The sequence below is a fragment of the Arthrobacter sp. zg-Y1171 genome, assembly GCF_025244845.1.
Lineage (GTDB): Bacteria > Actinomycetota > Actinomycetes > Actinomycetales > Micrococcaceae > Arthrobacter_B.
Genome location: NZ_CP104264.1, coordinates 1,587,157 through 1,608,191, shown reverse-complemented (window position 1 = coordinate 1,608,191; position 21,035 = coordinate 1,587,157). Strand labels below are relative to the sequence as shown.

General features: G+C 66.6%; 19 protein-coding genes and 1 pseudogene. 6 read left to right on the top strand and 14 right to left on the bottom strand.

Annotated elements, in window-relative coordinates:
• Positions 1 to 30: 30 nt before the first annotated feature.
• Positions 31 to 747 carry a D-alanyl-D-alanine carboxypeptidase family protein gene (locus N2L00_RS07555; RefSeq protein WP_255863086.1) on the bottom strand — a complete coding sequence of 239 codons (717 nt, stop codon included), beginning with the start codon at positions 745 to 747 and terminating at the stop codon, positions 31 to 33.
• A 235-nt stretch (positions 748 to 982) separates the two neighbouring features.
• Between N2L00_RS07555 and N2L00_RS07550 the strand changes: the two genes are divergently transcribed.
• Positions 983 to 2,218: an MFS transporter gene (locus N2L00_RS07550; protein ID WP_255863087.1), complete on the top strand. Its 1,236-nt coding sequence runs from the start codon at positions 983 to 985 to the stop codon at positions 2,216 to 2,218.
• Positions 2,219 to 2,281: 63 nt separating this feature from the next.
• Here N2L00_RS07550 and N2L00_RS07545 read toward each other — a convergent pair whose 3' ends face one another.
• Positions 2,282 to 4,435 (bottom strand): ABC transporter permease, encoded by a 2,154-nt coding sequence (locus N2L00_RS07545; protein WP_255863088.1) that lies wholly within the window; start codon positions 4,433 to 4,435, stop codon positions 2,282 to 2,284.
• A 155-nt stretch (positions 4,436 to 4,590) separates the two neighbouring features.
• On the opposite strand from N2L00_RS07545, the gene N2L00_RS07540 reads away from it, so the two are divergent.
• Positions 4,591 to 5,253 (top strand): TetR/AcrR family transcriptional regulator, encoded by a 663-nt coding sequence (locus N2L00_RS07540; RefSeq protein ID WP_255766055.1) that lies wholly within the window; start codon positions 4,591 to 4,593, stop codon positions 5,251 to 5,253.
• Positions 5,254 to 5,277: 24 nt separating this feature from the next.
• On the opposite strand, the gene N2L00_RS07535 is transcribed toward N2L00_RS07540, so the two are convergent.
• Positions 5,278 to 6,675 carry a YhgE/Pip domain-containing protein gene (locus tag N2L00_RS07535; protein WP_255863089.1) on the bottom strand — a complete coding sequence of 466 codons (1,398 nt, stop codon included), beginning with the start codon at positions 6,673 to 6,675 and terminating at the stop codon, positions 5,278 to 5,280.
• 145 nt (positions 6,676 to 6,820) lie between these two features.
• A complete protein-coding gene (locus tag N2L00_RS07530; protein ID WP_255863090.1) occupies positions 6,821 to 7,792 on the bottom strand; it encodes an NAD(P)/FAD-dependent oxidoreductase in 972 nt (323 codons plus the stop codon).
• A gap of 158 nt (positions 7,793 to 7,950) precedes the next feature.
• On the opposite strand from N2L00_RS07530, the gene N2L00_RS07525 reads away from it, so the two are divergent.
• Positions 7,951 to 8,523: a helix-turn-helix domain-containing protein gene (locus tag N2L00_RS07525; RefSeq protein ID WP_255863091.1), complete on the top strand. Its 573-nt coding sequence runs from the start codon at positions 7,951 to 7,953 to the stop codon at positions 8,521 to 8,523.
• A 59-nt stretch (positions 8,524 to 8,582) separates the two neighbouring features.
• Positions 8,583 to 9,332 (top strand): MerR family transcriptional regulator, encoded by a 750-nt coding sequence (locus N2L00_RS07520; RefSeq protein ID WP_255863092.1) that lies wholly within the window; start codon positions 8,583 to 8,585, stop codon positions 9,330 to 9,332.
• A 302-nt stretch (positions 9,333 to 9,634) separates the two neighbouring features.
• Here N2L00_RS07520 and N2L00_RS07515 read toward each other — a convergent pair whose 3' ends face one another.
• The 6 genes and pseudogenes from N2L00_RS07515 to N2L00_RS07490 all read right to left on the bottom strand — a co-directional run bounded on the left by N2L00_RS07515 (position 9,635) and on the right by N2L00_RS07490 (position 14,661).
• Complete coding sequence (locus N2L00_RS07515) at positions 9,635 to 10,102, bottom strand: NUDIX domain-containing protein (protein WP_374676614.1); 468 nt, start codon at positions 10,100 to 10,102, stop codon at positions 9,635 to 9,637.
• Positions 10,103 to 10,384: 282 nt separating this feature from the next.
• Positions 10,385 to 10,528: pseudogene (locus N2L00_RS07510) on the bottom strand (NUDIX domain-containing protein); the annotation flags it as partial.
• Positions 10,529 to 10,626: 98 nt separating this feature from the next.
• A complete protein-coding gene (locus tag N2L00_RS07505; protein ID WP_312847313.1) occupies positions 10,627 to 11,637 on the bottom strand; it encodes a Gfo/Idh/MocA family oxidoreductase in 1,011 nt (336 codons plus the stop codon).
• Between the two features lie 34 nt (positions 11,638 to 11,671).
• Positions 11,672 to 12,568, bottom strand: coding sequence for an ATP-binding cassette domain-containing protein (locus N2L00_RS07500; protein WP_255863094.1), 897 nt, complete (start codon positions 12,566 to 12,568; stop codon positions 11,672 to 11,674).
• Between the two features lie 19 nt (positions 12,569 to 12,587).
• Complete coding sequence (locus N2L00_RS07495) at positions 12,588 to 13,634, bottom strand: ABC transporter permease (protein WP_255863095.1); 1,047 nt, start codon at positions 13,632 to 13,634, stop codon at positions 12,588 to 12,590.
• A gap of 31 nt (positions 13,635 to 13,665) precedes the next feature.
• Positions 13,666 to 14,661, bottom strand: coding sequence for a substrate-binding domain-containing protein (locus N2L00_RS07490; protein WP_255863096.1), 996 nt, complete (start codon positions 14,659 to 14,661; stop codon positions 13,666 to 13,668).
• Positions 14,662 to 14,960: 299 nt separating this feature from the next.
• Here N2L00_RS07490 and N2L00_RS07485 point away from each other — a divergent pair, with 299 nt between their 5' ends.
• The gene (locus N2L00_RS07485; protein WP_255863097.1) at positions 14,961 to 15,701 is read left to right on the top strand and encodes a GntR family transcriptional regulator; all 741 of its coding nucleotides are present in this window, start codon (positions 14,961 to 14,963) and stop codon (positions 15,699 to 15,701) included.
• Positions 15,702 to 15,749: 48 nt separating this feature from the next.
• Positions 15,750 to 16,649 carry a 5-deoxy-glucuronate isomerase gene (gene iolB, locus N2L00_RS07480; RefSeq protein ID WP_255863098.1) on the top strand — a complete coding sequence of 300 codons (900 nt, stop codon included), beginning with the start codon at positions 15,750 to 15,752 and terminating at the stop codon, positions 16,647 to 16,649.
• Between the two features lie 56 nt (positions 16,650 to 16,705).
• Here the strand turns inward: iolB and N2L00_RS07475 are convergent, their stop codons facing one another.
• The 4 genes from N2L00_RS07475 to N2L00_RS07460 are packed head-to-tail and all read right to left on the bottom strand — an operon-like array spanning position 16,706 to position 21,029.
• Positions 16,706 to 18,145, bottom strand: a complete 1,440-nt coding sequence (locus N2L00_RS07475; protein WP_255863099.1) for a sugar porter family MFS transporter — start codon at positions 18,143 to 18,145, stop codon at positions 16,706 to 16,708.
• 25 nt (positions 18,146 to 18,170) lie between these two features.
• On the bottom strand, positions 18,171 to 19,043 hold the full coding sequence (locus N2L00_RS07470; protein ID WP_255863100.1) for a sugar phosphate isomerase/epimerase: 873 nt from the start codon (positions 19,041 to 19,043) through the stop codon (positions 18,171 to 18,173).
• A 45-nt stretch (positions 19,044 to 19,088) separates the two neighbouring features.
• On the bottom strand, positions 19,089 to 20,105 hold the full coding sequence (locus N2L00_RS07465) for a Gfo/Idh/MocA family protein (RefSeq protein ID WP_255863101.1): 1,017 nt from the start codon (positions 20,103 to 20,105) through the stop codon (positions 19,089 to 19,091).
• 9 nt (positions 20,106 to 20,114) lie between these two features.
• Positions 20,115 to 21,029: a sugar phosphate isomerase/epimerase gene (locus tag N2L00_RS07460; protein WP_255863102.1), complete on the bottom strand. Its 915-nt coding sequence runs from the start codon at positions 21,027 to 21,029 to the stop codon at positions 20,115 to 20,117.
• Positions 21,030 to 21,035 lie beyond the last annotated feature (6 nt).

The following is a 21,035-nucleotide window of genomic DNA, read 5'->3' as shown; positions in this document are numbered from 1 at the left end:
GCAACCCCGGCGTCAATGTTGCGGGAGAGGTTACGGCAAGGGTTCGTGTGCCGGCTTCGAAGGCGGGGCCGGCGGGTGGTACAGCCCGGCGTACTCCTCCAGCGTGATGTTGGCGTCGTGGATCTTCAGGGCTGCATCGGGGCCCAGGTAACGAAGGTGCCACGGCTCGTAGGCGTAGCCGGTAATGGTCTCGGCACCTGCGGGATAGCGGATGATAAAGCCGTACCGGTGGGCGTTCGCAGCGGCCCACGCTCCTGCGCCGGTCCCCTCGAAGCAGGCCTGCAGCGAGCACGCGCCGTCGGCAGCACCGATGTCCACGGCCAGCCCTGTCTGGTGTTCACTGTGGCCGGGCCGTGCCGAAATCGATTCCGCCAGCGCGGAGCCGTAGCGCCCGGTGTAGGCATCATGCAGCCGGGCCTGCGCTTCGGCGGTCCGGAAACCGCTCACGGCATCAATCACCACGCCGGCGGCCGCGGCGTCGTTCTTCATCTGGACGAACGCGTCCGCTGCTTCCCGGCGCAACGGAACACCACCGGCGTCAACCACGTCCTGTGGTGCATAGCCGGGGTCACCGAGCGGGCGCTCCTTGTTCACGACCACTGAGACGCTGCCGGGAGAATCGAAATCCTGTCCGGGCGGCGCCGTGAAGGCGGACACCGGCTGGTCCACGGAAAAGAGGTAGGCCAGCAGTCCGAGGCACACGCAACCGAGGATAGCGATGTGCGTGGTGATGTGCTGGCGCGGCATTGTCTTTCCCTCCCCTTCCACTTTCCCATAGCGGCGGCCGGTCCGGGAGGATCGACGCGTACGTTCGACACATCGCCTCCGGTCAAGCACAGTCGGCGGAAAATGCCGTCAAACGCGGCATCGACAAACCTTGTTTCCCCTAAAACCTAACGGTAAATTTAGGCGGCCGCTTCCATTTCCGTACCGCAGCGCCGAAGGGACCATCATCAGCGACGCCCAGAAAAACAGCTCCACATTGTCCGCGCTTTGGACAATCCAAGCCCTTCTCGCAATAGTCGGTTCCGCCTCCTCGCTCGCCGTTTCCCTGGTTCTTTTTGAAAATTCCGCCAGTGCAGCGATCCTTGCCGTTTCCACGTTCCTGGGTGCGGCAGCCGCCATCTACCTGGCGCCGTTGATCGGCGGGCTGACCGACCTCTTTTCCCGCCGTACCGCCATCTGCGCGGTCAACATCACCAATGCCGGCGCCATGGCGGCCATGGCCTGGGCAACCCTCATCCACAGCACGGCCCTGATGCTCGTTTTCGTTTTTGCCACAGCCGTCTGTTCCACCGCCTTGGCCCTGACCCTGCAGGCCTCTGTGCGGGTGCTGCGTTCAGAGAAGGACCTCACCAAGGTCAACGGCATGCTCGGACTCATTGATTCGGCACCGGTGCTGCTCGGTCCGGTGCTGGGTGCTGTCCTGTATTCGCTCGGGATGCCCGTCGCGGTGTTTCTGGCCGATGCAGTCTTGAGCGTTGCGGGCGCGGCGCTGGTACTGCTGCTCGCCTGGCCGGCGGAGGAAGCCCGGGCACGCAATGTGCAGTATTTCGGCGGCAATGTGAAAGCCGGTTTCCGGTTCATCAATGAGCGCCGTGATTTACTGCGCCTCCAACTCGCCTTTGCGGTCTACAACTTTGCCGGCGGCCTCTGTGTGCCGGTGGTAATTGTTTTTATCCTCTCCTTCCCGGGCACCGGGACCCCGGAATGGAATCTTTCGGCAAGCAATATCGCCAGTGGCCTGGGGCTGATGGCCGGCGCTGCCCTGGTCGCGCGGTTCGGCACTTCGGTCTCCCGGACCAACCTCGTGTGCGGCTCAACGTTCCTGGGGTCGCTGTTCGGCCGCGCGCTGGTCGTGGCCGCGCCCACCCTCTGGCTGGTCATTCCGGGGATGTTTCTCCGGAATGCGATGGTGCAGGCCACCAATGCCCCGCTGTCGGCGCTGTGGCAGGAACGGACACCGGTTCAGATCCAGGGCATCGTCTTCGGCTGCCGGCGGCTGCTCGGCCAGGGCCTCTTCCCGGTGGCAGTCCTGCTGGGCGGCGTGCTGGTGGATGTGCTGGCCACCGTGGACGGCATGAACCAGCTCAGTGCCGCCAAGACGGTGCTCATGATTGGCGGAGCACTTGAAATTGCCTGCATTGCGTACATTCGCTTTTCCCGGACGAGCAGGGTCTTCGAACCGGTGGAGGTCCCGCAGCCCACGGCTGCGTGAGGTTCGCTTAAACCGCCAGGGGCCGCTGCAGCGCAGCGGCCCCTGGTGTACTTCCGACGCGGGTCAGACGCCTACGGGAACCCGTTCCTGCTCAGCCGGGACACCGGCGTCGACAGGGTGCCCCTCGGTGCGCGGCGGCTTGAAGTGGTCGATGACAGCCACTACGGCCAGCGAGGCCGCACCCCAGATGCCGAGGGTCAGCAGGTGGGACCAGACGGTATCCGAGCCGAAGTACAGGATCGAGCGGATTGACTCGACGGCGGCCGGCATCGGCAGCACCTCGTGGAGGAAACGGAAGATTTCCGGTTCCATGTAGATGGACATCGCTGCTCCGGAGGCCGGTACGCCGAGGAACATCAGGATGCCGATCGTCGGGAGGATTGCAAGCATCCCCATGAACCGTTCGAAGACCGTGGTGAACATGGCGACGCAGAAGATGGCCACGGCGCCGGCTCCCCAGAGCGGCAGGAAGTGCCCGTCGATCGCCCCGACGAAGACGTCGGCAATGACCCAGAGGAAGGCCGACATCCCGACGGCCCAGGCCGCAACGATGGGGAGCAGCATGCGCAGCGGGCGGCTGGCCGGAGCCGCCGTCGAGCCGACCACGATGATCATGAACCCGGCCATGATCCAGCCCATGGCCAGGTACATGGTGGCCATGCCCATGGAGTCGGAATCCTTCAGCGGGGCAACATTGTCGTGTGCCATTTCCATTTGCTGTCCCGCGGAAACCTGGCCGAACACCGAGGTGAGGACCTGCTGCTGGCTCATGCCGCCGGCCTCGTTGGTGATGAGCGTGGCACTGGGGCTCTCGGCCGACGGCAGCACGTACGCGCCGACAACGGTACGGTCCCGGACCTGGTCGCGGGCGTCGTCGGCGTTATCCATCGGGCGCAGGTCAAAGAGCCCGGACATGTTTTCGTCGAGTCCGGATACTGCCTGCTCCGCCTGTTCCGCGGTGGAGCCGACGACGGCGACGGGCATGTCCCGCGGTGTCGGCTCGTACATTGCGCCCAGCATGAACGAGAGCATCATCGTGACCATGGCCAGCGGGAAGAAGGCCAGGGTGCCGTAGCGCCAGCGGCGGGTCTTCGGACGCGGCCCGCCGTGCAGCGAGGCGACGTTGATTGCCGGCGGAGCCGCGTTCGGCTTGCGGCGGCGCTTGACTGCATCGAGGACGAGGGTGAGCAGCAGGGCCGCCACCGCCCCGATCACAAGCACCAGCAGGTGGGGCCCGGCGCCGTTGCCGTCGAAGTACAGGAACGAACGCAGCGATTCACCGGTGGCGGCCGCGGGCAGGAAGCTGTGGAGGTACGGGTAGAGGCCCGGCATGGTGTGGACGGACATGCTCATGTTGGAGGCGGGAACGCCCAGCACCATCAGGAACAGCATGCCGGCAAGGACGGCCATCGGGCCGAGGATCCGGGTGAGGAACAACTGGACGCTGCCGACGGCGAAGACCGTCAGCCAGGAGATCCCCAGCACGGCGGCGGAGTGACCCTCGACGACGCCGAGCATCGGACCCGTCACGGCCCAGACGAGTCCGGCAATCAGTGCGGCCCAGCCGGCAAGCAGGGGAACGAAGCGGCGGAAACGAAGCAACTCGGGTGAGTTGGAAAGGACCAGGCTCAATGGCATGTAACCGGCCAGCATCAGGGCCGTGGTCAGGAACATTGCACCCAGCCCGGCCATGTCATGGTCCGGCAGCGGGGCGAGGTCCTCGGCCTGCAGGGCCAGACCCTGTCCGAGGACCTGCGGGGCCAGCAGTGCCGTGACGGTGCTGGACTGCGAGGCGCCGGCAGCACTTGCGGTATAGACCGAGGCGGTGCCCTCATTCAGCGACACTGCGCCCGAGACTTCACGGTCCAGGACCAGCTGGCGCGCTTCGGCGTCGGATCCCACCACTCGGACGTCGACGGCGTCGGGATCAGCGGCTTCCAGCGCGTCTGCGAAGCGGTCCGCCTGCGGGCCGGAACCCGTGACCGCAATCGGCATGTCGTTCGGCGTAGGCGCGTGCATGGCGGCGAGGTAGCCGCCCACCAGCATGGAAACCATCAGCAGAGGCATCAGGAACATGGCGACATAACGGCCGATCTTCTCGGCCTTTGCCCGCTTGGCCGCGGCAAGGGCCTCGGCGTCCGACGACGGCGCCGGGGTTTCTCCTGCTGGATCCGTATCCGGCGGAGAACCTAGGGATGTCGGGGAAATACTGGTCAAGGACGTGCTCCTGTAGCTGAATTCAAGGGTGATGGTGCGAAGTGCGCGTCGACGCGATAGTCGAAGCGGGGTCTGTGGGACCGACTCGTCAAAATTACGCCATGTGGCGTAAATTGGGTAATTGAAGCAGCAGCAACGCCAGGACGAGGACATATATGGGACAGCACGGCGACAAGGCACGCGGAACCCTGCTCGATGCTGCCGAGGAGCTTTTTGCCCGGCACGGCATCGACGCCGTGTCCAACCGGCGGATCGCAGAGCACGCGGGAACCGCAAACCACTCCGCCGTCGCCTACCACTTCGGGGGGCGCGATGAACTGCTCGAGGCGTTGATCACCCGCCATCTCGAAGACACCCACCGCCGCCGTGCGGTGCTCCTGGAACAACTGGACGACGCCGCGGGGCTCCACGATCTGCTGGCCTGCCTGATCCTGCCGTGGGTGGACCACTTGGCGTCACTGCCCGTGCCGAGCTGGCGGGCGCGTTTCCTGCACCAGATGCGTGCGGTGCCCTCCATGGAATCCGTGCTTCAGCGGTCGGCCGTGGCCAACCCAGTCACCGAGGACTTGATCAGCCGGACCCAGGCCGCCGTCGGCGACCTCGCTCCCACCGTCCTGCACGGCCGTTCGTGGATCCTGGGCAACATGACCATCGGGGTCTGCGCGGAGTACGAGGCACGCATACAAGACGGAGCCGAGACCCCGAACTGGACCGGGGTGGGCTACTTCCTGATCGATTCCTGCGCCGGGATGCTGTCCGCCCCGGTAACCCACCCCGGCGACTTCCTTCCGCAGCCCTCCCCGGTCTATCTGCTCTAGGTCTACCTGCTCCAGGACTGCCCGTCAGGGCGTCGGGACCAGCTCTGCCCGGCGTCGGCCGAACATCCGGTCATAAAGGACCGAGAAGATCATGGCGACCGCAACGGCTATCAGGATGAGAATGAGCATGCCGATAATCCCGCTCTGCAGGCCCGCGTCACCTTCGGCATCGAAATACAGCACCGCCCGGTTGGCCATGGTCATCTGGTAAAGCGGCTCACCCCGGGCGATGAACGTGAAGAACCCCGGCAGAGCCTCCAGCGGCACCACTCCGGTCGCAGCAGGCAGGCCCATAAACACCACGTAGATCAGCGAGAGCACCATGCCGATGCTGCCGAACAGGGTGATCAGCGCCGTGGTGACCGCCGATACCGTGACGATGGACAGCCAGGTCGTGAGGAAGAACCAGCCGCCGTGCGGAATTGGCATCCCGACGGCGGATGCCACCCACATCATCAGCCCAGCCGTCGGCAGCGCACCCAGGACGACGATGCCCCACTTGACCAGGTAGGTTTTCCACCGGGCGGGCTGCACCCTCGGCCCCAGGGCAAACCGCGGACCCATTTCGACCGGCGCCACTCCGAGCCGCGAATCGACCAGGAAGTGGATGGCCACGGAACCACTGACCCCCACCACCATCAGCAGCACGGAGTAGAAGAACGCACCCATGCCAAGGGCGGAACCTTCCGGCGGGGTTTCAAAGGCAGTGGTGGTGACAGCAATCGGAGCCCGGAGCAGGTCCGTTGATGTGCCGTCCACGGTTGGTGCCACCTGCTCCTGCACCTGTGCCGGAAGGCCCAGCTCCCCCAGCTCGCGCTGCTGTTCGGCCCGCGCCGCGGCCTGGGCTTCCTCTGCGGCGGAGGTTAGCTGCTCCCCGAGCCCTGTGTTGGCCTGCTCCAGCGCCGGGTCGACGGCGGCAGTCCCCAGGGTGCTCGCCAGTGGCCCGGCCAGCGGATTTGTGTAGACGGTGATGGACGGCCGCGTAACTTCCGTGTCCGTCAATGCGCCGCTCACCAGTCCCAGGGCGTCGGCCGAAAAGGACTCGGGAATGACGACGGCGCCGTGGATCTGCCCCTTGCGCAGCTGGTCCTGTGCCTCGTCCCACGACAGGACGCGCAGATCGATTTCGTCGTTTTGCGCGAAGCCCTGCTGCATCTGGTCCGTGATGTTCTGCCCGAGGTTCTCCGGGCTCCCGCCGTCCGGCGGCGTCGCACCCCTGTCCTGGTTGACCACGGCCAGCGGAAAGTGCTTGAGGTGGTCCCCCGGGCTGCCGAGGCCGCCGATGTACAGGGCAGTGCCGGCACCGCCCAGCAGCAGAAGCACCAGCATCGGCAGGAGCCAGAACCGGGGGGACCAATACGAGTGCCTGTCGTGCCCGCGCCCCTGGGGCCGGGAATCGGATTCCATCGCATGTGCCGACATGGACACACCTCCCAGCTGAGCCTGAGTCGGGATTCGTCCTACCGTTTGAGGGTAGCCGCCGTGCAGGGCTGCGGATATAGCAGCGCCCCCGGCTGCGTCAGGATGGCCCATACCTGTGCCCGGCGCCGTTCCCGTTCCGCCTCCTTTAGGGCTGCCGCACAGCCCTGCGGGACAGGGAATCCGCCACAGCGTGTTCCGTTTCCTCGGCAATCAGGTCCGCGTTGATCGCAGCACCCGCACCCAGGCCCGCAGCTGCCGCTCCGATGACCTGCATCATGGGAACCACTACGTTGCCGGCGGCGTATACGCCGGGGACACTCGTGGCCCCGGTTGCGTCCACCGGCACTGCCGTTCCGACGGAAAGGTTCCCCATCACCTGCTCCACCGGTTCAATTCCGAGGTCCGCCAGGTAACCTGCCCGTGCCTGGAGCGGGGCAAAGACAACAACGGCTTGCCGTTGCACCACCTGGCCCGTCACCAGGCGCACCCCGGTGAGCCGGGACTCTCCCTCCACCCCGGTCACTTCACCAGGCACCGTCCGGATGCCACGGGCGGCCAGTTGCTCGGCCTGTCCACTGTCCGGCTCTCCCGCTGTGTGCAGGAACAGCACAACGTCCCCACTCCACTGCCGCCACATCAGCGCCTGATGAACCGCACTTTCAAGGTTCTGCGCGATGATCCCGATCTGCTGGTCCTGGACCTCCCATCCGTGGCAGTACGGGCAATGCAGCACGTCTTTTCCCCAGTGCGCCGCCAGCCCCGGAATCTCCGGCAAGACATCGCGTGCTCCGGAGGCCGCCAGCACCCGGCGCGCCACCAGTGATCCGCCGTCTGCCAGGGTCACCCGGAAGCGGCCGTCATCACCTCGGGTCACCGTACTCACGGATCCGTTCAGCACCACGGCCCCGTAGCCGGTGACCTCGTCCCGACCAACGGCGTACAGCTCCGCCGGCGAGGCACCTTCCCTGCCCAGGTAATTGTGCACGTGGGCGGCCGGGGCGTTGCGCGGATCTCCGTCGTCCACCACGGCCACGGTCCGGCGGGCGCGCGCCAATGCCAGGGCTCCGCTCAAACCGGCGGCCGAACCGCCCACCACCACTACGTCATAGATTGCCATGCCTGCTCCTCCATCCACCCGGGCACATCGTCCGGGGCTGTCCAGCCAGTCTGCGTGCGTCGCTTCCGAGGAGCAATAATTCTTGCCGGTTCAGCAAAACCAAGGTTCGCCGGATTCCGAAACTGCAGGTTCGGACGGCATGCCGTAGGTTTGCCTGCGTGACCCAAGAATCCCTGTCCGGCGTCGGAGGCCGCCTGCGTTCCCTCCGGACGCAGCGCGGCACCACGCTCGCCAGCCTGTCCGAGACCACCGGCATTTCGTTGAGCACGTTGTCGCGCCTGGAGTCCGGCCAACGGCGGCCTACGCTGGAGCTGCTGATGCCCCTGGCCCGCGCCTACGGCGTCACCCTCGATGAACTCGTTGCCGCTCCCCCCATGGGAGATCCCCGCGTGCATATGCGTCCCATCCGACGGCACGGGGCGCTCATCATTCCCCTCACCCAAAAGGCCACCGGCATAGGTGCCTACAAGTACATCGTTCCGGCGACCGACCATCCCGCAGTTCCGGATCCGCGAACCCACGAGGGATACGAGTGGATCTACATCCTCAGCGGACAGCTGCGGCTCGTGCTCGGTGACGAGGAATTGATCCTGCATCCCGGTGAAGCCGCTGAGTTCAGTACCCGGCTGCCGCATTGGATGGCCAGCGCCACGGCGGACGCGGTGGAGTTCATTGCCCTGTTCGGCCCCCAGGGTGAACGGGCCCATCTGCGAGCGCGCCCGTCGCATTAGCTCCTTGACCTTGCCGCTGCGTCAACTTCTAGGGTTGGTGGTGTTGAGAAGGAGCACACATGGACTGGTCCATTGCGGACGTGGCGAAACTGGCCGGGACAACATCCCGGACCCTGCGCCATTACGACAGCATCGGCCTGCTGGCCCCCTCACGGGTCGGCGCCAACGGCTACCGGTATTACGACCGGGCAGCCCTGGTCCGGCTGCAGCGGATCCTGTTGCTGCGCCGGCTCGGGATGGGCCTGCCGCAGATTGGGCAGGTGTTGGAAGGCCAGCAGGATGATGTTGCTGCCTTGGCCGCGCATCTGGTGTATCTCCAGGATGAACAGGCCCGGCTGCAGACACAGATCCGTGCCGTGCGCTCGACACTGGAGGCACTGAAAGGAGATGAGGAAATCATGGCAGAGAAGATGTTTGAAGGCTTTGACCACACCACGTACCGTGAGGAGGTGGAAGAGCGCTGGGGCGCGGAGGCCTACGCCGAATCAGACCGCTGGTGGCGTTCCCTGGACGACGCCGGCAAGCACGGCTTCTCCGCTGAACATGCAGCACTGCAGGACGCCTGGGACGAGGCCCAGCGGCGGGGGCTGGCGCCTGCGAGCGCCGAAGCGCAGGAACTCGCACGGCGGCATGCGGCATGGATCGCTGCCGGTACCCGGAAGGAGCCCGATCCGCAGATGCTGATCGGCATCGCTGAAATGTATGTGGCCGATGACCGCTTCGGAGCCAATTACACCCGTGAGTTCGACTTGGGTGCGCAGTTTGTCCGCGACGCGCTGGTCACCTACGCCCGGGGGCTGCGGGGCTAGTCCGGACAGCTGATGGCCCCTACCGGCTCTCCGGGCATCATCAGCTGTGCGGCGTCGGCCGCGCATGGCTTCCCGCCCTTTGGTGCTGCTGTGTCTGAGGGGTCACTCCCTCCTCATCAGTCACGCAAGGTGGGATCCTGTGTGCTTCCGACCGCAAACGGGGTGCGCCAGGGACCGCCGCTGTACAGATAACGGGGCTAAGAGCCCGGGGTAAGCCCGTTATCTGTACACCGGATACTCAGCCGCCCGGGATAAGCCCATTACCTGTACACCGGCCATCCCCACCGGGCACCCGGACCCGGCTAGCTCCCCAGCAGCCGAAGCAGCGCATCCAGCACCTGGGCCTGCCCCTTGACCAGCTTCGTGCGCGCCACGGCCTCCGGAAACCAGCCGGCCCGGTCGATCTCCGGATACTCGCGGACGGTGCCCGATCCCCGCGGCCATTCCAATTCGAATGTGTTGCTCTCGATCCGTTCCGGAGCAAAGTCCGTCTCCGCGGCGAAGACCGTCACAGTCTTTTGCGCCGACTGCCGGAAAGTGCCCAGCAGCAGATACTCGGCCTCGGGCGCCTCAGTGCCCATCTCCTCGGCGAACTCCCGCAGCGCAGCCGCCAGCGGTTCCTCCTCCGGCTTGTACTCCCCCTTGGGAAGAGACCAGGCATGCTCGTCCTTCCGTGCCCAGAACGGACCGCCCATATGGCCGATCCACACCTCCAGGCCCTCAGCCCCGCGGCGGTACAGCAGGATCCCTGCACTGGAAATCATGTTCATCTCCCCTCGAAGGCTCAGGCGTTCCAAACCCGAACGTGACAATGGGCGGCAGTCCGCTGCGCAGACGCCCGAAGACAAACCTTTCATGCGGGACGACGGCGGCGGGCAGGTCATCGAGGGAAAACCATTCCAGCCGGGCTGCCTTGCCGGGCTCCATGATGCGCGGCTCCCCCGACCAGCCGGTGCAGCGGAAGAAGAAGTCCACCCGCTCGTCCACGGCTGTCCCGGTGTCCCGGTGTCCTCCTGCGTACGGTGCATGGACGTCAGCGGCACGGCGTCGTCGGGCGCCACCGCTATGCCGAGTTCCTCCCGAGCCTCCCGCACGGCGGCCTGCACGACGGACTCCCCCGCCTCCACATGGCCGGCTGCGGCCGTGGCCCAGTAGCCGTCCATGTACCCGGTGCCCTGCCTAAGCTGCAGCAGCACCTTGTCCCGGCGCTGGAAGATGAGATAGCTGGCCGGCACAACCTGGAATCGGTTCAACAACGCGGGAGTCCCCTCGGTCGGAAAGCTGGTGCCTCAGCCTAACCGAGCTTCACCGGCAGGCCGGTCAGCAGCGACTCCTGCGCGGCATCGGCCACCCGGGAGGCCGCCACGGAGTCAAACGGTGTGCAGGGGTTGTCCCGGCGGCCGAGGACCAGGTCCACGAAAGCGGCCATCTCCGCCCGGTAGGCCGCTTCGAAACGCTCGGCGAAGGAATGCGGCGGCCTGCCGGAGGGGAAATCGGCGCCCGGCTCCGCGGAGCGGACCGCCATCGTGTCGTCCAGGCCCACCAGCAGCGTGGACCGGGAGCCGGCAAGCTCCAGCCGCACGTCATGCCCCGCCCCGTTGTAGCGCGCAGCAGAGACAGTGCCCACCGTCCCGTCGTCGAGCGTGACGAGGGCCAGCCCGGTGTCAATGTCACCGACGCGGCCGATCTCCGGATCTCCCTTGTTGGACCCCACGGCATACACCCGGACAATCTCGCGGCCCGTCAGCCAGCGGAGGATGTCGAAATCATGCACGGAACAGTCACGGAACAGGCCGCCGGAGGACGCGAGGAACCCGACGGGCGGCGGCGCCATGTCCGCGGTCACGGCCCGGAAGGAGTGGATCCAGCCGAGCCCGCCGTCCTGCAGGAGCCGTTTCGCCGCCAGGTACCCTGCATCGAAGCGCCGCTGGTGGCCCATCTGGACGACTCCGCCGCGGGCATTGACATACTCCAGCACCGGCAGGGCCGCCGCGGTGTCCCCGGCAAGGGGCTTTTCGCAGAAGACCGGCACTCCTGCGTCCACCCCCATGCGCACGAGGTCCGGATGGGATAACGTGCCCGCGGCAATGACCAGCCCGTCAATCCCTTCATCAAGAAGCGCCTCCACCGAGGGGACAGATGACGCACCGAGGCGTTGTGCCACGGTATGCGCCCGTTCCACGGCGGCGTCGGCGATCACCAGCTGCACCGGCGGAACGGTTCCTTCACCTGTACCCAGCTCGGCGAGGTTCCGCGCATGCAGGGTCCCGATCCGGCCGACGCCGGCCAGCCCCAGGCGGAGCACATCGGGTTCCTGCCGGGTCTCCACTGCCGTGCCGCTAGCCCCGGCCCGGTTCGGTGCCGCCGACTTCGGCCGCCACCTCTGCGACGACGTCGCCGTGGCCGCCTAGTGCCTCCAGCTCCTGGGCCAGTTCCACCAGTTCCTCGCCGCCGGCCATCTGGGCCGTCAACTGGTCCAGGGTGATGTCCGACTTGCTGTAGTAGCCGGTGGACCTGCCCCGTTTGAGCAGCAGGAACCGGTCTCCCACGGGATATGCATGGTGCGGATTGTGGGTAATGAAGATGACCCCCAGTCCGCGGTCCCGTGCCTGCAGGATGTAGCGCAGCACCACCCCGGACTGTTTCACGCCCAGCGCCGCCGTCGGCTCGTCGAGGATCAGCACCTTGGCACCGAAGTACACCGCCCGGGCAATGGCCACGCACTGCCGTTCGCCGCCGGACAGCTGCCCGATGGGCTGCTCCACATCGCGGAGGTCGATGCCCATCTCCGAAAGCTCCTGCTTGGTGATCTTCTTCATCCGCGCAACGTCGAGCCGGCGGAACGGTCCCGCCCCGGTGGTGAGCTCCGAGCCCAGGAAGAAGTTCCGCCAGATCGGCATCAGGGACACGACGGCCAGGTCCTGGTAGACGGCGGCGATACCGGCATCCAGGGCCTCCCGCGGGGAGGAGAGCCGCCGTTCTTCCCCGGAGATGGTCAAGGTGCCTTCATCGTGCTGGTGGAGTCCGGCCACGATTTTGATCAGGGTGGACTTGCCGGCGCCGTTGTCGCCCAGGACGCAGGTGACGCGTCCGGCGTCCACCGCCATGGTGACATCGCGCAGGGCAATGATGTTCCCGTAGTGCTTGCCCACGTGCTCCAGTGAGAGCAGGTGGGCCGGTGTGGTGGTCCCGCTGCCACCCGGGGGGACCTCATGCTCAACTCCGGTGCTGTCCATGGCCATCTCCGTCTTCTCGCTACTGCTGTTCTGCCCGGCGTTTGACCATCAGGTTCACTACCGTTGCCAGCAGGAGCATCAGGCCCAGGAAGAACTTGAACCAGTCGGGGTTCCATTCGGCGTAGACAATGCCCTTGTTGGCCATGCCGAAGATGAACGCGCCGATGGCCCCGCCAACGGCGGAACCGTACCCGCCCGTCAGCAGGCAGCCGCCGATCACTGCGGCGATGATGTAGAGGAACTCGTTGCCGATGCCTTCACCGGACTGGACCGTGGAGAAGGCGAAGAGGTTGTGCATGCCCAGCACCCAGGCACAGAATCCCACCCCCATAAACAGGCCGATCTTGGTCTTCACCACCGGCACCCCCACGGCCCGGGCCGCGTACGCGTCACCGCCGGAGGCGAAGATCCAGTTGCCGATCCGGGTCCGCAGCAGGATCCAGGAGGCCAGTGCCACCAATGCGATCCAGATGAAGACGGTCACCCGGACTTCCACGCCGCCGAGGGTCAGCGAGGAGGCAAAGACCGCCCGCCCGGATTCGAAGCCGTCCATCGTGGAGATGGACGGCGTCGATACGCTGCCGCCGATGGCACGGGTGAGTCCGAGGTTCAGCCCGGTGAGCATCAGGAAGGTGGCGAGGGTGACGATGAAGGACGGCAGCCGGGTCCGAACCAGGATCCAGCCGTTGACGAAACCCACGCCCAGGGACAACAGCAGTGCCAGCCCCACGCCCACCCAGACGTTGGTGGCGAAATACCAGCTGAAGAGCGAGGCCATCAGGGCCGAGCTGATCACGGCCACACCCGCCGAAAGGTCGAACTCACCGCCGATCATGAGCAGCGAAACACCCACGGCCATGATCCCGATGGTGGAGGCCCCGTACAGGACGGTGGCAATGGATCCCGGCTGGAGGAACACCGGCGCCACCACGGAGAAGAACACAAAGAGGGCCACTGCCCCCACCAGTGCGCCGATTTCCGGCCGGCCCAGCAGTTTGGCCAGCGGGCCTTTGCCGGCGATCCGTTCATCCGCCGCCGGCGCCGCCACGGTAGCTGTAGTTGCCATCTCGGTCTTCCTTTCCGTTCCGCCGGCTCCGCTAGCGGATGCCGTCTTCGGCGAAGGCCAGCACCTCTGAGGCGTTGGTGGAGTCAATGATGGTGGGACCCGTGAGTACCGGCTGCCCGCCGCCGAGCTGGAACCCGCCCCGGTGGAACTGCCACAGGGCGTCCACGGCGCCGTAACCCTGCATCCACGGCTGCTGGTCGACGGTGAAGATCACCTCTCCGTCCGCAATCTTCTGTGCCATCTCGGCGTTCAGGTCGAAGGACGCAACCTTGGCGTCGCTGCCGGAACCGGCCACCGCCTTCAGGATGGTCAGGGTGTAGGGCGCACCCAGACCGACAATGACGTCGACGTCGTCGGTGGCCTGCAGCTTCGCTGTGACGGTGGACTCCACCTGGGTCATGTCGGTGCCCTGCACGTAGAGGACCTCTGTCCCGGGGACCACGGCCTTGACGCCGGCACACCGGTTCTCCAGGCCTACGTGCCCCTGCTCCTGGATGACGCAGACGGGATGGGTGTAGCCGTCCGAGGCGAGGCGTTCCCCTACCGCCTCGCCGGCGAGCTGCTCATTGGAACCGAAATGGGTGAAGGCGCCGAGCTCCGCGGAGCGGTCCTCGCCGGCATTGAGGGTTACCACCGGGATGCCCGCCGCGCGGGCGTCCTCCAGCGCACCTGCCAGGGCATCCGGTTTGGCCAGGGTGACGGCTATTCCGTCCACGCCCTGCTCCACGGCCTGCTCAACCAGCTGTGCCTGGCGGCCGCCCTCGGGGTCCGAAAGGTACTGCAGTTCCACGTTGTCCTTCCCCGCGGCTTCCTCCGCACCTTTGCGGACAATGTCCCAGAAGGTGTCGCCGGGGGCGGCGTGGGTAATCAGGGCAATCTTGATCTGTTCTGTGTCCGCGACGGCTCCGCCGTCCTGGCTCTCGGGTTCGGGCGTCCGCCCTCCCTCGCTCGAACACGCGGCCACCGTCAACGCGGATGCCAGTACCGCCGCCGCGGCGAAGCGCCGCCAGGAACGTTTTTGTGACACGACAGTCTCCTTTGTCTTCGTGGTCCGTTCCTCCCCGATAACCCGCGCCTGCACCCGTGGGGTGCACCCGCTCGGTTCGGTACTTGGAGCCCCAGAATAGTCCGCAGCGTTCCGGAGTCAATAGATTGTCAGGACATATTGCTACGCCCTTCGCGGTTGACGGAGCCGTGCGTACAGAGCACTCGGGAACCCCTGCTGCCGGACACCGGGTTCCTGCTATGCTCGCAGTCAACTTTGTCCTGTCATCGCATCAAAGAGTCACCCGTGGATCCGGCACCCGACGGATTAAGGAGCGGCCCGTGGGAACGGAACTGAACATCCCGATTGACCGGTCCTCGCCGGTGCCCCTCTACCACCAGGTGGTCCAGGGAATCGAGGCGGCCATCCACAGCGGAGAACTGGAGTTCGGCTCCCGGCTGGACAACGAGATTGAACTCGCCGGCAGGCTGAAGCTCTCCCGCCCCACCATGCGCAAGGCCATGGACGAACTGGTCCGCAACGGCCTGCTGGTCCGCAAACGCGGCGTCGGCACCCAGGTGGTGTCCAGCCAGGTGCGGCGGCCGCTCGAACTGTCCAGCCTCTTTGATGATCTGGAGCGTACCGGGCAGAAACCGGGCACGAAGGTGCTCGACTTCCGGCACGGCCCGGCGGACGCCGCCGTCGCCAAGGCGCTGGACCTGCCCGGCGGGGTGAACACCTACCACTTCACCCGGCTGCGCAGCGTGGGCGGCAAGCCCCTGGCCGTGATGGAAAACTGGGTGCGGGATGACATCGCGGAGATCACCGAAGAGGGGCTGCGCAGCCGCGGCCTGTACCAGATCCTCCGGGACGCCGGCGTGAATTTCCGGCTGGCCACCCAGCGCATCGGCGCCACCGTCGCGAGCGGGCGGCAGTCGGAGCTGTTGGAGACCCGGCCCGGTGCCGCGCTCGTCACCATGGAGCGCACCGCCGTCGACGACGCCGGTCGCAGCGTTGAAACCGGCCACCACGTGTACCGGGCCGACTCTTACACGTTCGAAATGACGCTGGTGCAGCGCTAGCATCGGCACACCAAAGCAGGGCATTCCCTTCTCCGACAGGGGCTCGACATGCAGGAACCGCAGCAGTGGGTGTATCCGTCCGGTTCTGCCGCGCGGGAACCCTGGCAGGTATCCCTCGGCGCTTCGGACAGTTCCCCTGTCCACGGCTGGGCGCACACCGGACTCAAGGTGGCCGAGCTCGGGCCGGATTCGGCGGTGTCCCTTCCAGCCGAATCCGAAGAGCGGCTGGTCATCCCCCTGTCCGGGTCCTTCACCGTGACCGCGGACGGCACGGACTACCCGCTGCGGGGGCGGACCTCGGTATTCGACGGTCCCGCAGACGTCCTGTACTCCGGCACGGACACGGCATTGACCGTCTGGTCGCGGGACGGCGGCCGGGTGGCCGTGGCGCTGGCACCGGCGTCCACCTCCTACCCGCTGCGGGTCCTGGAACGCGAGCAGACCCCGGTGGAACTGCGTGGAGCCGGGAACTGCTCGCGGCAGGTCCACAACTTCGGCACCCCGGCCGCCCTGGAAGCGGACCGCTTCATTGTCTGCGAGGTGCTGACCCCGGCCGGCAACTGGTCCTCCTATCCGCCGCATAAGCATGACGAGGAAAAGGACGGCGAAACGCAGCTGGAGGAGATCTACTACTTCGAAACCCGGATCTCGCCGCAGGCACCTGCGGACCAGGCGGCAGACCCCGTGGGATATGCCCGCGTCTATGCCTCTGATGAACGGCCCATCGATGTCACGGCCGAGGTGCGGACCGGCGACGTCGTCCTGGTTCCCTATGGCTGGCACGGCCCGGCCATGGCTGCACCCGGCTATGACCTGTACTACCTCAACGTCATGGCCGGTCCGGGACCGGTGCGCAGCTGGCTGATCAGCGACGACCCGCAGCACGGCTGGATCCGCGGCAGCTGGGAAGGGCAGGCGGTGGATCCCCGCCTGCCCTTCGGCTCCTGAGGCGCTGCTCCGCCTAGGCGCTGCTGCGCCTGGACCGCCGCCTGGCCGCGGGCCGCCTACACCGCGGGCGCCGAGAGTGCCGGGCCGGGAAGCCGCAGGGCCGCGGCGTCGCTGGTGTGGAACTGCCGTTCGAGTTCCTCCAGGCTCTTGCCCCGGGTTTCGGGCAGGTAGGCCCGAACGAACAGGACCGCGAAAACGCCGAGGCCGGCGAAGAGGAAGAACGTGTTGGAGATGCCGATGCCGGCCGTCAGCACGGGGAAGCTGAAGCCCACCGCAAAGTTCACCATCCAGAGAATGAACGCGGTACTGCCCATGCCCAGGCCGCGGATCTTCAACGGGAAGATCTCGGACAGCATCAGCCACGTCACCGGCGAAATGGCCCCCTGCTGGAACGCGAGGAAGGACACGGTCAGCGCCAAAATCACGAATCCGCGGCCGGTGCCCTCCGGCAGCACCAGGGAGAAGAGACCGATGAGGGTCAGCGCCGCGATGGTGCCCAGTTGTCCGATCATCAGCATCGGCCGCCGGCCCACCCGGCCCAGCAGCCAGATCCCCACAAACGTGGCCAGCACGGAAATCACGCCGTTGGCGATGTTCGCGGTCAGGGCGGCCTGGGTGCCGAACCCGGACTGCTTCAGGATCTCGGTGCCGTAGTACATGATCGAGTTCACGCCGGTGATCTGCTGGCAGATGGCCACCCCCACCCCGATCAGGAAGATCCGCCGCATCCAGGGGACGCGGAGGTCGCTGAAGGATCCCTTCTTGGCCTCGTAGTCCTCCCGCGCCAGTGCCCGGACGTCGTCGATTTCCTTGCGCGCGACGGCGGCGGTCCGGATTTTTTTGAGCACTTCGAAGGCTTCGGCGTAGCTGCCGCTGGCGGCCAGCCACCGGGGGCTTTCCGGAACGCGGAGCATCCCCAGCCAGAGGCCGATGGCCGGCAGCGTTGCCACCACCAGCATCCACCGCCAGATGCTGACCTGGTCCGCCCACAAGTTGCCCAGCACGGCGTTGGTCACGAAGGCCAGCAGCTGCCCGGAGACGATCATCAGCTCGTTGCGGGTCACCATCTGGCCGCGCAGGTGGGCCGGTGACATTTCCGCCAGGAACACGGGCACCATGGCCGACGCGCCGCCCACGGCGAGGCCCAGGACAAAGCGGAACCCGACGGTGACCACAACGTTGGGCGCCAGGGAAACCCCGATGGTGCCCAGGAGGAAAACGGCGGCCAGTCCCATGATCAGGCGCCGCCGGCCGTACCGGTCCGCCAGCCGTCCACCCATCAAGGCACCGAAGGCGGCGCCGATGAGCAGGGAGCTGGTCACCAGCCCCGTGGTCAGCGGGGTCAGGCCGAGGTCTTCCTCCATAAAGGGCAGGGCGCCGTTGATGACACCCGTGTCGTAGCCGAAGAGCAGCCCACCGAGGGTGCTGACGGCCGCAATGCGCTTCAGTGCCTTGTTAGGTTTGAGATCCTTACCGGGATTGATGGTCGAGCTCATGATGCCTCCGTCGGTCCGTCCGGCTTCACCGGGTTCCGTTGACCAGGTCCGTCATGGTTGCGAGTTGGTAGCGGGCTACCTCGAGAGCGTTTTCGTTCTCGCCGAAAACGCTGGAGACCATCACCGTGTCGGTCCGGTCCAGGAAGCCGTTTCGTGCCAGCGCCGCGAAGAGCTGCTGCCAGTCGACGTCGCCGTCGCCGATCTTCAGGTGCTGGTGGACGCGCACCGGATTTCCGGGCGGGTTGGTGATGTAGCGCAGCCCGTTGGAGGCGCGGTGGTCCATGGTGTCCGCCACGTGCACCATCTGCAGCCGGTCCCCTACTTCCCGCAGGATCCGGTCCGGGCTGTCCACCAGATGGAAGGCATGCGCGGCCACGTAAACAAAGCCGAGGTTCGGCGAGTTCACTCCGCGGATCACCCGCCAGGCGGCAAGGCCTTCCTCCACAAAGTCATCCGGGTGCGGATCAATCGCCACCTGGATGCCCTCGCGTTCAAAGAGCGGCACCAGTTCCTCCATGGACCGGTAAAACGCCGCTTCGGATTCCTCCGGGTGTTCCGGCCGGCCCCCGAATTCCGTGTTCATTTGGCTGACCCCCAGGTCCACGGCCAGCTGCACGGCCCGCCGCCAGTAACGGACGGCGGCCTGCCGGAGATTCTCATCCGGGGAGGACCAGCGGAGCACCGGCAGGATCGACGCGATGCCGACCTCCGCCTCGGCGCAGGCCTTCTTCAGCGCTGCGGCGAGGGCGTCATCCGCCTTGGGATGGGTGAAGAAGGGCAGGAAGTCCGGGTGAGGGGTCAGCTGCAGGTACGGGTAACCCAGCTCGGCCGCCAGCTGCGGGAACTGCAGCAGGGAGTGGGTGCGGTGGAACGGGGTGGGATCCAGTGCCATCTTCACGGGGTGGCCCTCCTTCCGGGGATGCCAACTGTTCAGGACAAATGTTCAGGACAAATACAGGGCGGGTTTCCCGTTCAGGGGCACGGCCACCCGCTGCCCGGTGCGCTGCGCCTCGACGCCCGCGGCGCAGCAGGCAGCGGTGGCGTAGCCGTCCCAGGCGCTGGGCCCTTCGGCGGTGCCTGCCAGGGAAGCGTCCACCCATGCCTGCACCTCGGCGTCGTAGGCGGCGCTGAAGCGCTGCTCGAAGCCCGGAGCCACCCGTCCGCCCCACCGGCCGTCCGCCCGCACCAGCGGTCCGGTATCCGCGCCGATGCTTACGATGCCGTCTTCGAAGGCAGCCTGGGCGGAGACCTGGTAGCCGAACCGGGCGTTGACGTAGATTTCGACGTCGGCCAGCACCCCGGATTCGGTTTCCATCAGTACCTGCTGCGGGTCGCGCTGGCCCACCGGCGCGTTGCCGGTCGATTTGCCGATCCGGACCTGGACGGCGGTGATCTCTTCCCCGGTGAAGAAACGCACCGCATCGAACTCGTGCACCACCGAATCGTTGATCAGCATTTCGTTGGTGAATCCAGCTGGGGTGGCGGCATTGCGGTGCTGGTGGTGGAGCATCAGCAGCTCGCCCAGCTCCCCGCTGCGGACCATCCCGGCCAAGGCGGCGTATTCGGCGTCGTACCGCCGCATGAAGCCCACCTGGATGCGTCGCCGGCCGAGTTTCTCCTCGGCCTGGACCACCTTCCAGGCGGACACGGGGTCCGGCGTCAACGGTTTCTCGCACAGGATCGGGATGTCCCGGGCCAGGGCCTGGTGCAGGATGTCCTCATGCAGGAAACCGGGCGTGGCAATCAGCACGGCATCGACGTCGGGACTGCCCAGCGCTTCCCCGGCATCGGTGAAGGCGGAGGCGCCGGGGATGCCTGCGACGGCGGCCCGGGAACGGGTCAGGTCAATGTCGACGACGGCGGCTACCTCGGCCCGGGCCGTCCGGTGGTGCAGCCGCAGGATGTGGTCCATCCCCATGCGCCCGGCGCCGATGACGGCAACGCGGAGATTCTCGCTCATGGTTTCTCCTCACTGGATCCGCGTGGCGGATCCGCACGAGAGCAGGTAGCTGCGGGTGCGTCGGGCCACGGGCATCGGTACGTTCAAATCGGCGACGGGGTACATGTCCTGTTCGACTATTCCGAACAACGGCTTCTCCAGTGCTTCGGCGGCCCGGATCACCGCGGCCAGGTCCGGGAGTCCGTGCGGGGGTTCGGTCATCACCCCGGCCAGGTTCGCCGCCGCCCAGGGAAGGTCCTGCTGCCGCACCGTTTCCAGGACGGCCGGATCGATCTGTTTCAGATGCAGGTAGCCGATGCGGTCGGGGTAGGCGGCCATCAGTTCCACGCTGTCCGCTCCCCCGTACTGGGCGTGCCCGGTGTCCAGGCACAGGCTCACCAGCGCGGGGTCGGTGCCCTGCAGGAAACGTTCAATGTCCGGTTGGGAGCAGACGTGGGAATCGGCGTGCGGATGGAACTGCTGCTGCAGGCCGAATTCCCCGCGCAGTTCCCGGCCCAGCCGGTTGTGCCCCTCCAACAGATCGTTCCACTGGTCGACCGACAGCTCGGCTGGCTCCACCGGGGCGCCCGTGACGTCGTCGCGCCACATGGCCGGGATGACCACCAGGTGGCTGCCGCCCATGGCCGCGGTGAGTTCGGCGACCTTCCGCGCGGGTTCCCAGGCGGCTGCCCACTGCTCGGAACCCCGGTGGAAAGCGGTAAACACCGTTCCGGCGGAGACCTTCAGCCCCCGCTGGTCCAGTTCATCGGCGAGCTTCTGCGGGTCGGTGGGCAGGTAGCCGTACGGTCCAAGCTCAATCCACGTGTAGCCGGCTTCGGCCACCTCGTCGAGGAAGCGCTGCCAGGGGGTCTGTTTCGGATCGTCGGCGAACCAGACACCCCAGGAATCCGGGGCCGTGCCTATGGTCAGGGGGTTGGAGGCCATGCCTGA

What these genes read in the sequence shown, in the direction of transcription:
- N2L00_RS07555 (WP_255863086.1), bottom strand. Translation starts at nt 747, where the DNA reads ATGCCGCGCCAGCACATCACCACGCACATCGCTATCCTCGGTTGCGTG.
- N2L00_RS07540 (WP_255766055.1), top strand. Translation starts at nt 4,591, where the DNA reads ATGGGACAGCACGGCGACAAGGCACGCGGAACCCTGCTCGATGCTGCC.
- N2L00_RS07535 (WP_255863089.1), bottom strand. Translation starts at nt 6,675, where the DNA reads ATGTCGGCACATGCGATGGAATCCGATTCCCGGCCCCAGGGGCGCGGG.
- N2L00_RS07530 (WP_255863090.1), bottom strand. Translation starts at nt 7,792, where the DNA reads ATGGCAATCTATGACGTAGTGGTGGTGGGCGGTTCGGCCGCCGGTTTG.
- N2L00_RS07520 (WP_255863092.1), top strand. Translation starts at nt 8,583, where the DNA reads ATGGACTGGTCCATTGCGGACGTGGCGAAACTGGCCGGGACAACATCC.
- N2L00_RS07515 (WP_374676614.1), bottom strand. Translation starts at nt 10,102, where the DNA reads ATGAACATGATTTCCAGTGCAGGGATCCTGCTGTACCGCCGCGGGGCT.
- N2L00_RS07500 (WP_255863094.1), bottom strand. Translation starts at nt 12,568, where the DNA reads ATGGACAGCACCGGAGTTGAGCATGAGGTCCCCCCGGGTGGCAGCGGG.
- N2L00_RS07495 (WP_255863095.1), bottom strand. Translation starts at nt 13,634, where the DNA reads ATGGCAACTACAGCTACCGTGGCGGCGCCGGCGGCGGATGAACGGATC.
- iolB (WP_255863098.1), top strand. Translation starts at nt 15,750, where the DNA reads ATGCAGGAACCGCAGCAGTGGGTGTATCCGTCCGGTTCTGCCGCGCGG.
- N2L00_RS07475 (WP_255863099.1), bottom strand. Translation starts at nt 18,145, where the DNA reads ATGAGCTCGACCATCAATCCCGGTAAGGATCTCAAACCTAACAAGGCA.
- N2L00_RS07465 (WP_255863101.1), bottom strand. Translation starts at nt 20,105, where the DNA reads ATGAGCGAGAATCTCCGCGTTGCCGTCATCGGCGCCGGGCGCATGGGG.
- N2L00_RS07460 (WP_255863102.1), bottom strand. Translation starts at nt 21,029, where the DNA reads ATGGCCTCCAACCCCCTGACCATAGGCACGGCCCCGGATTCCTGGGGT.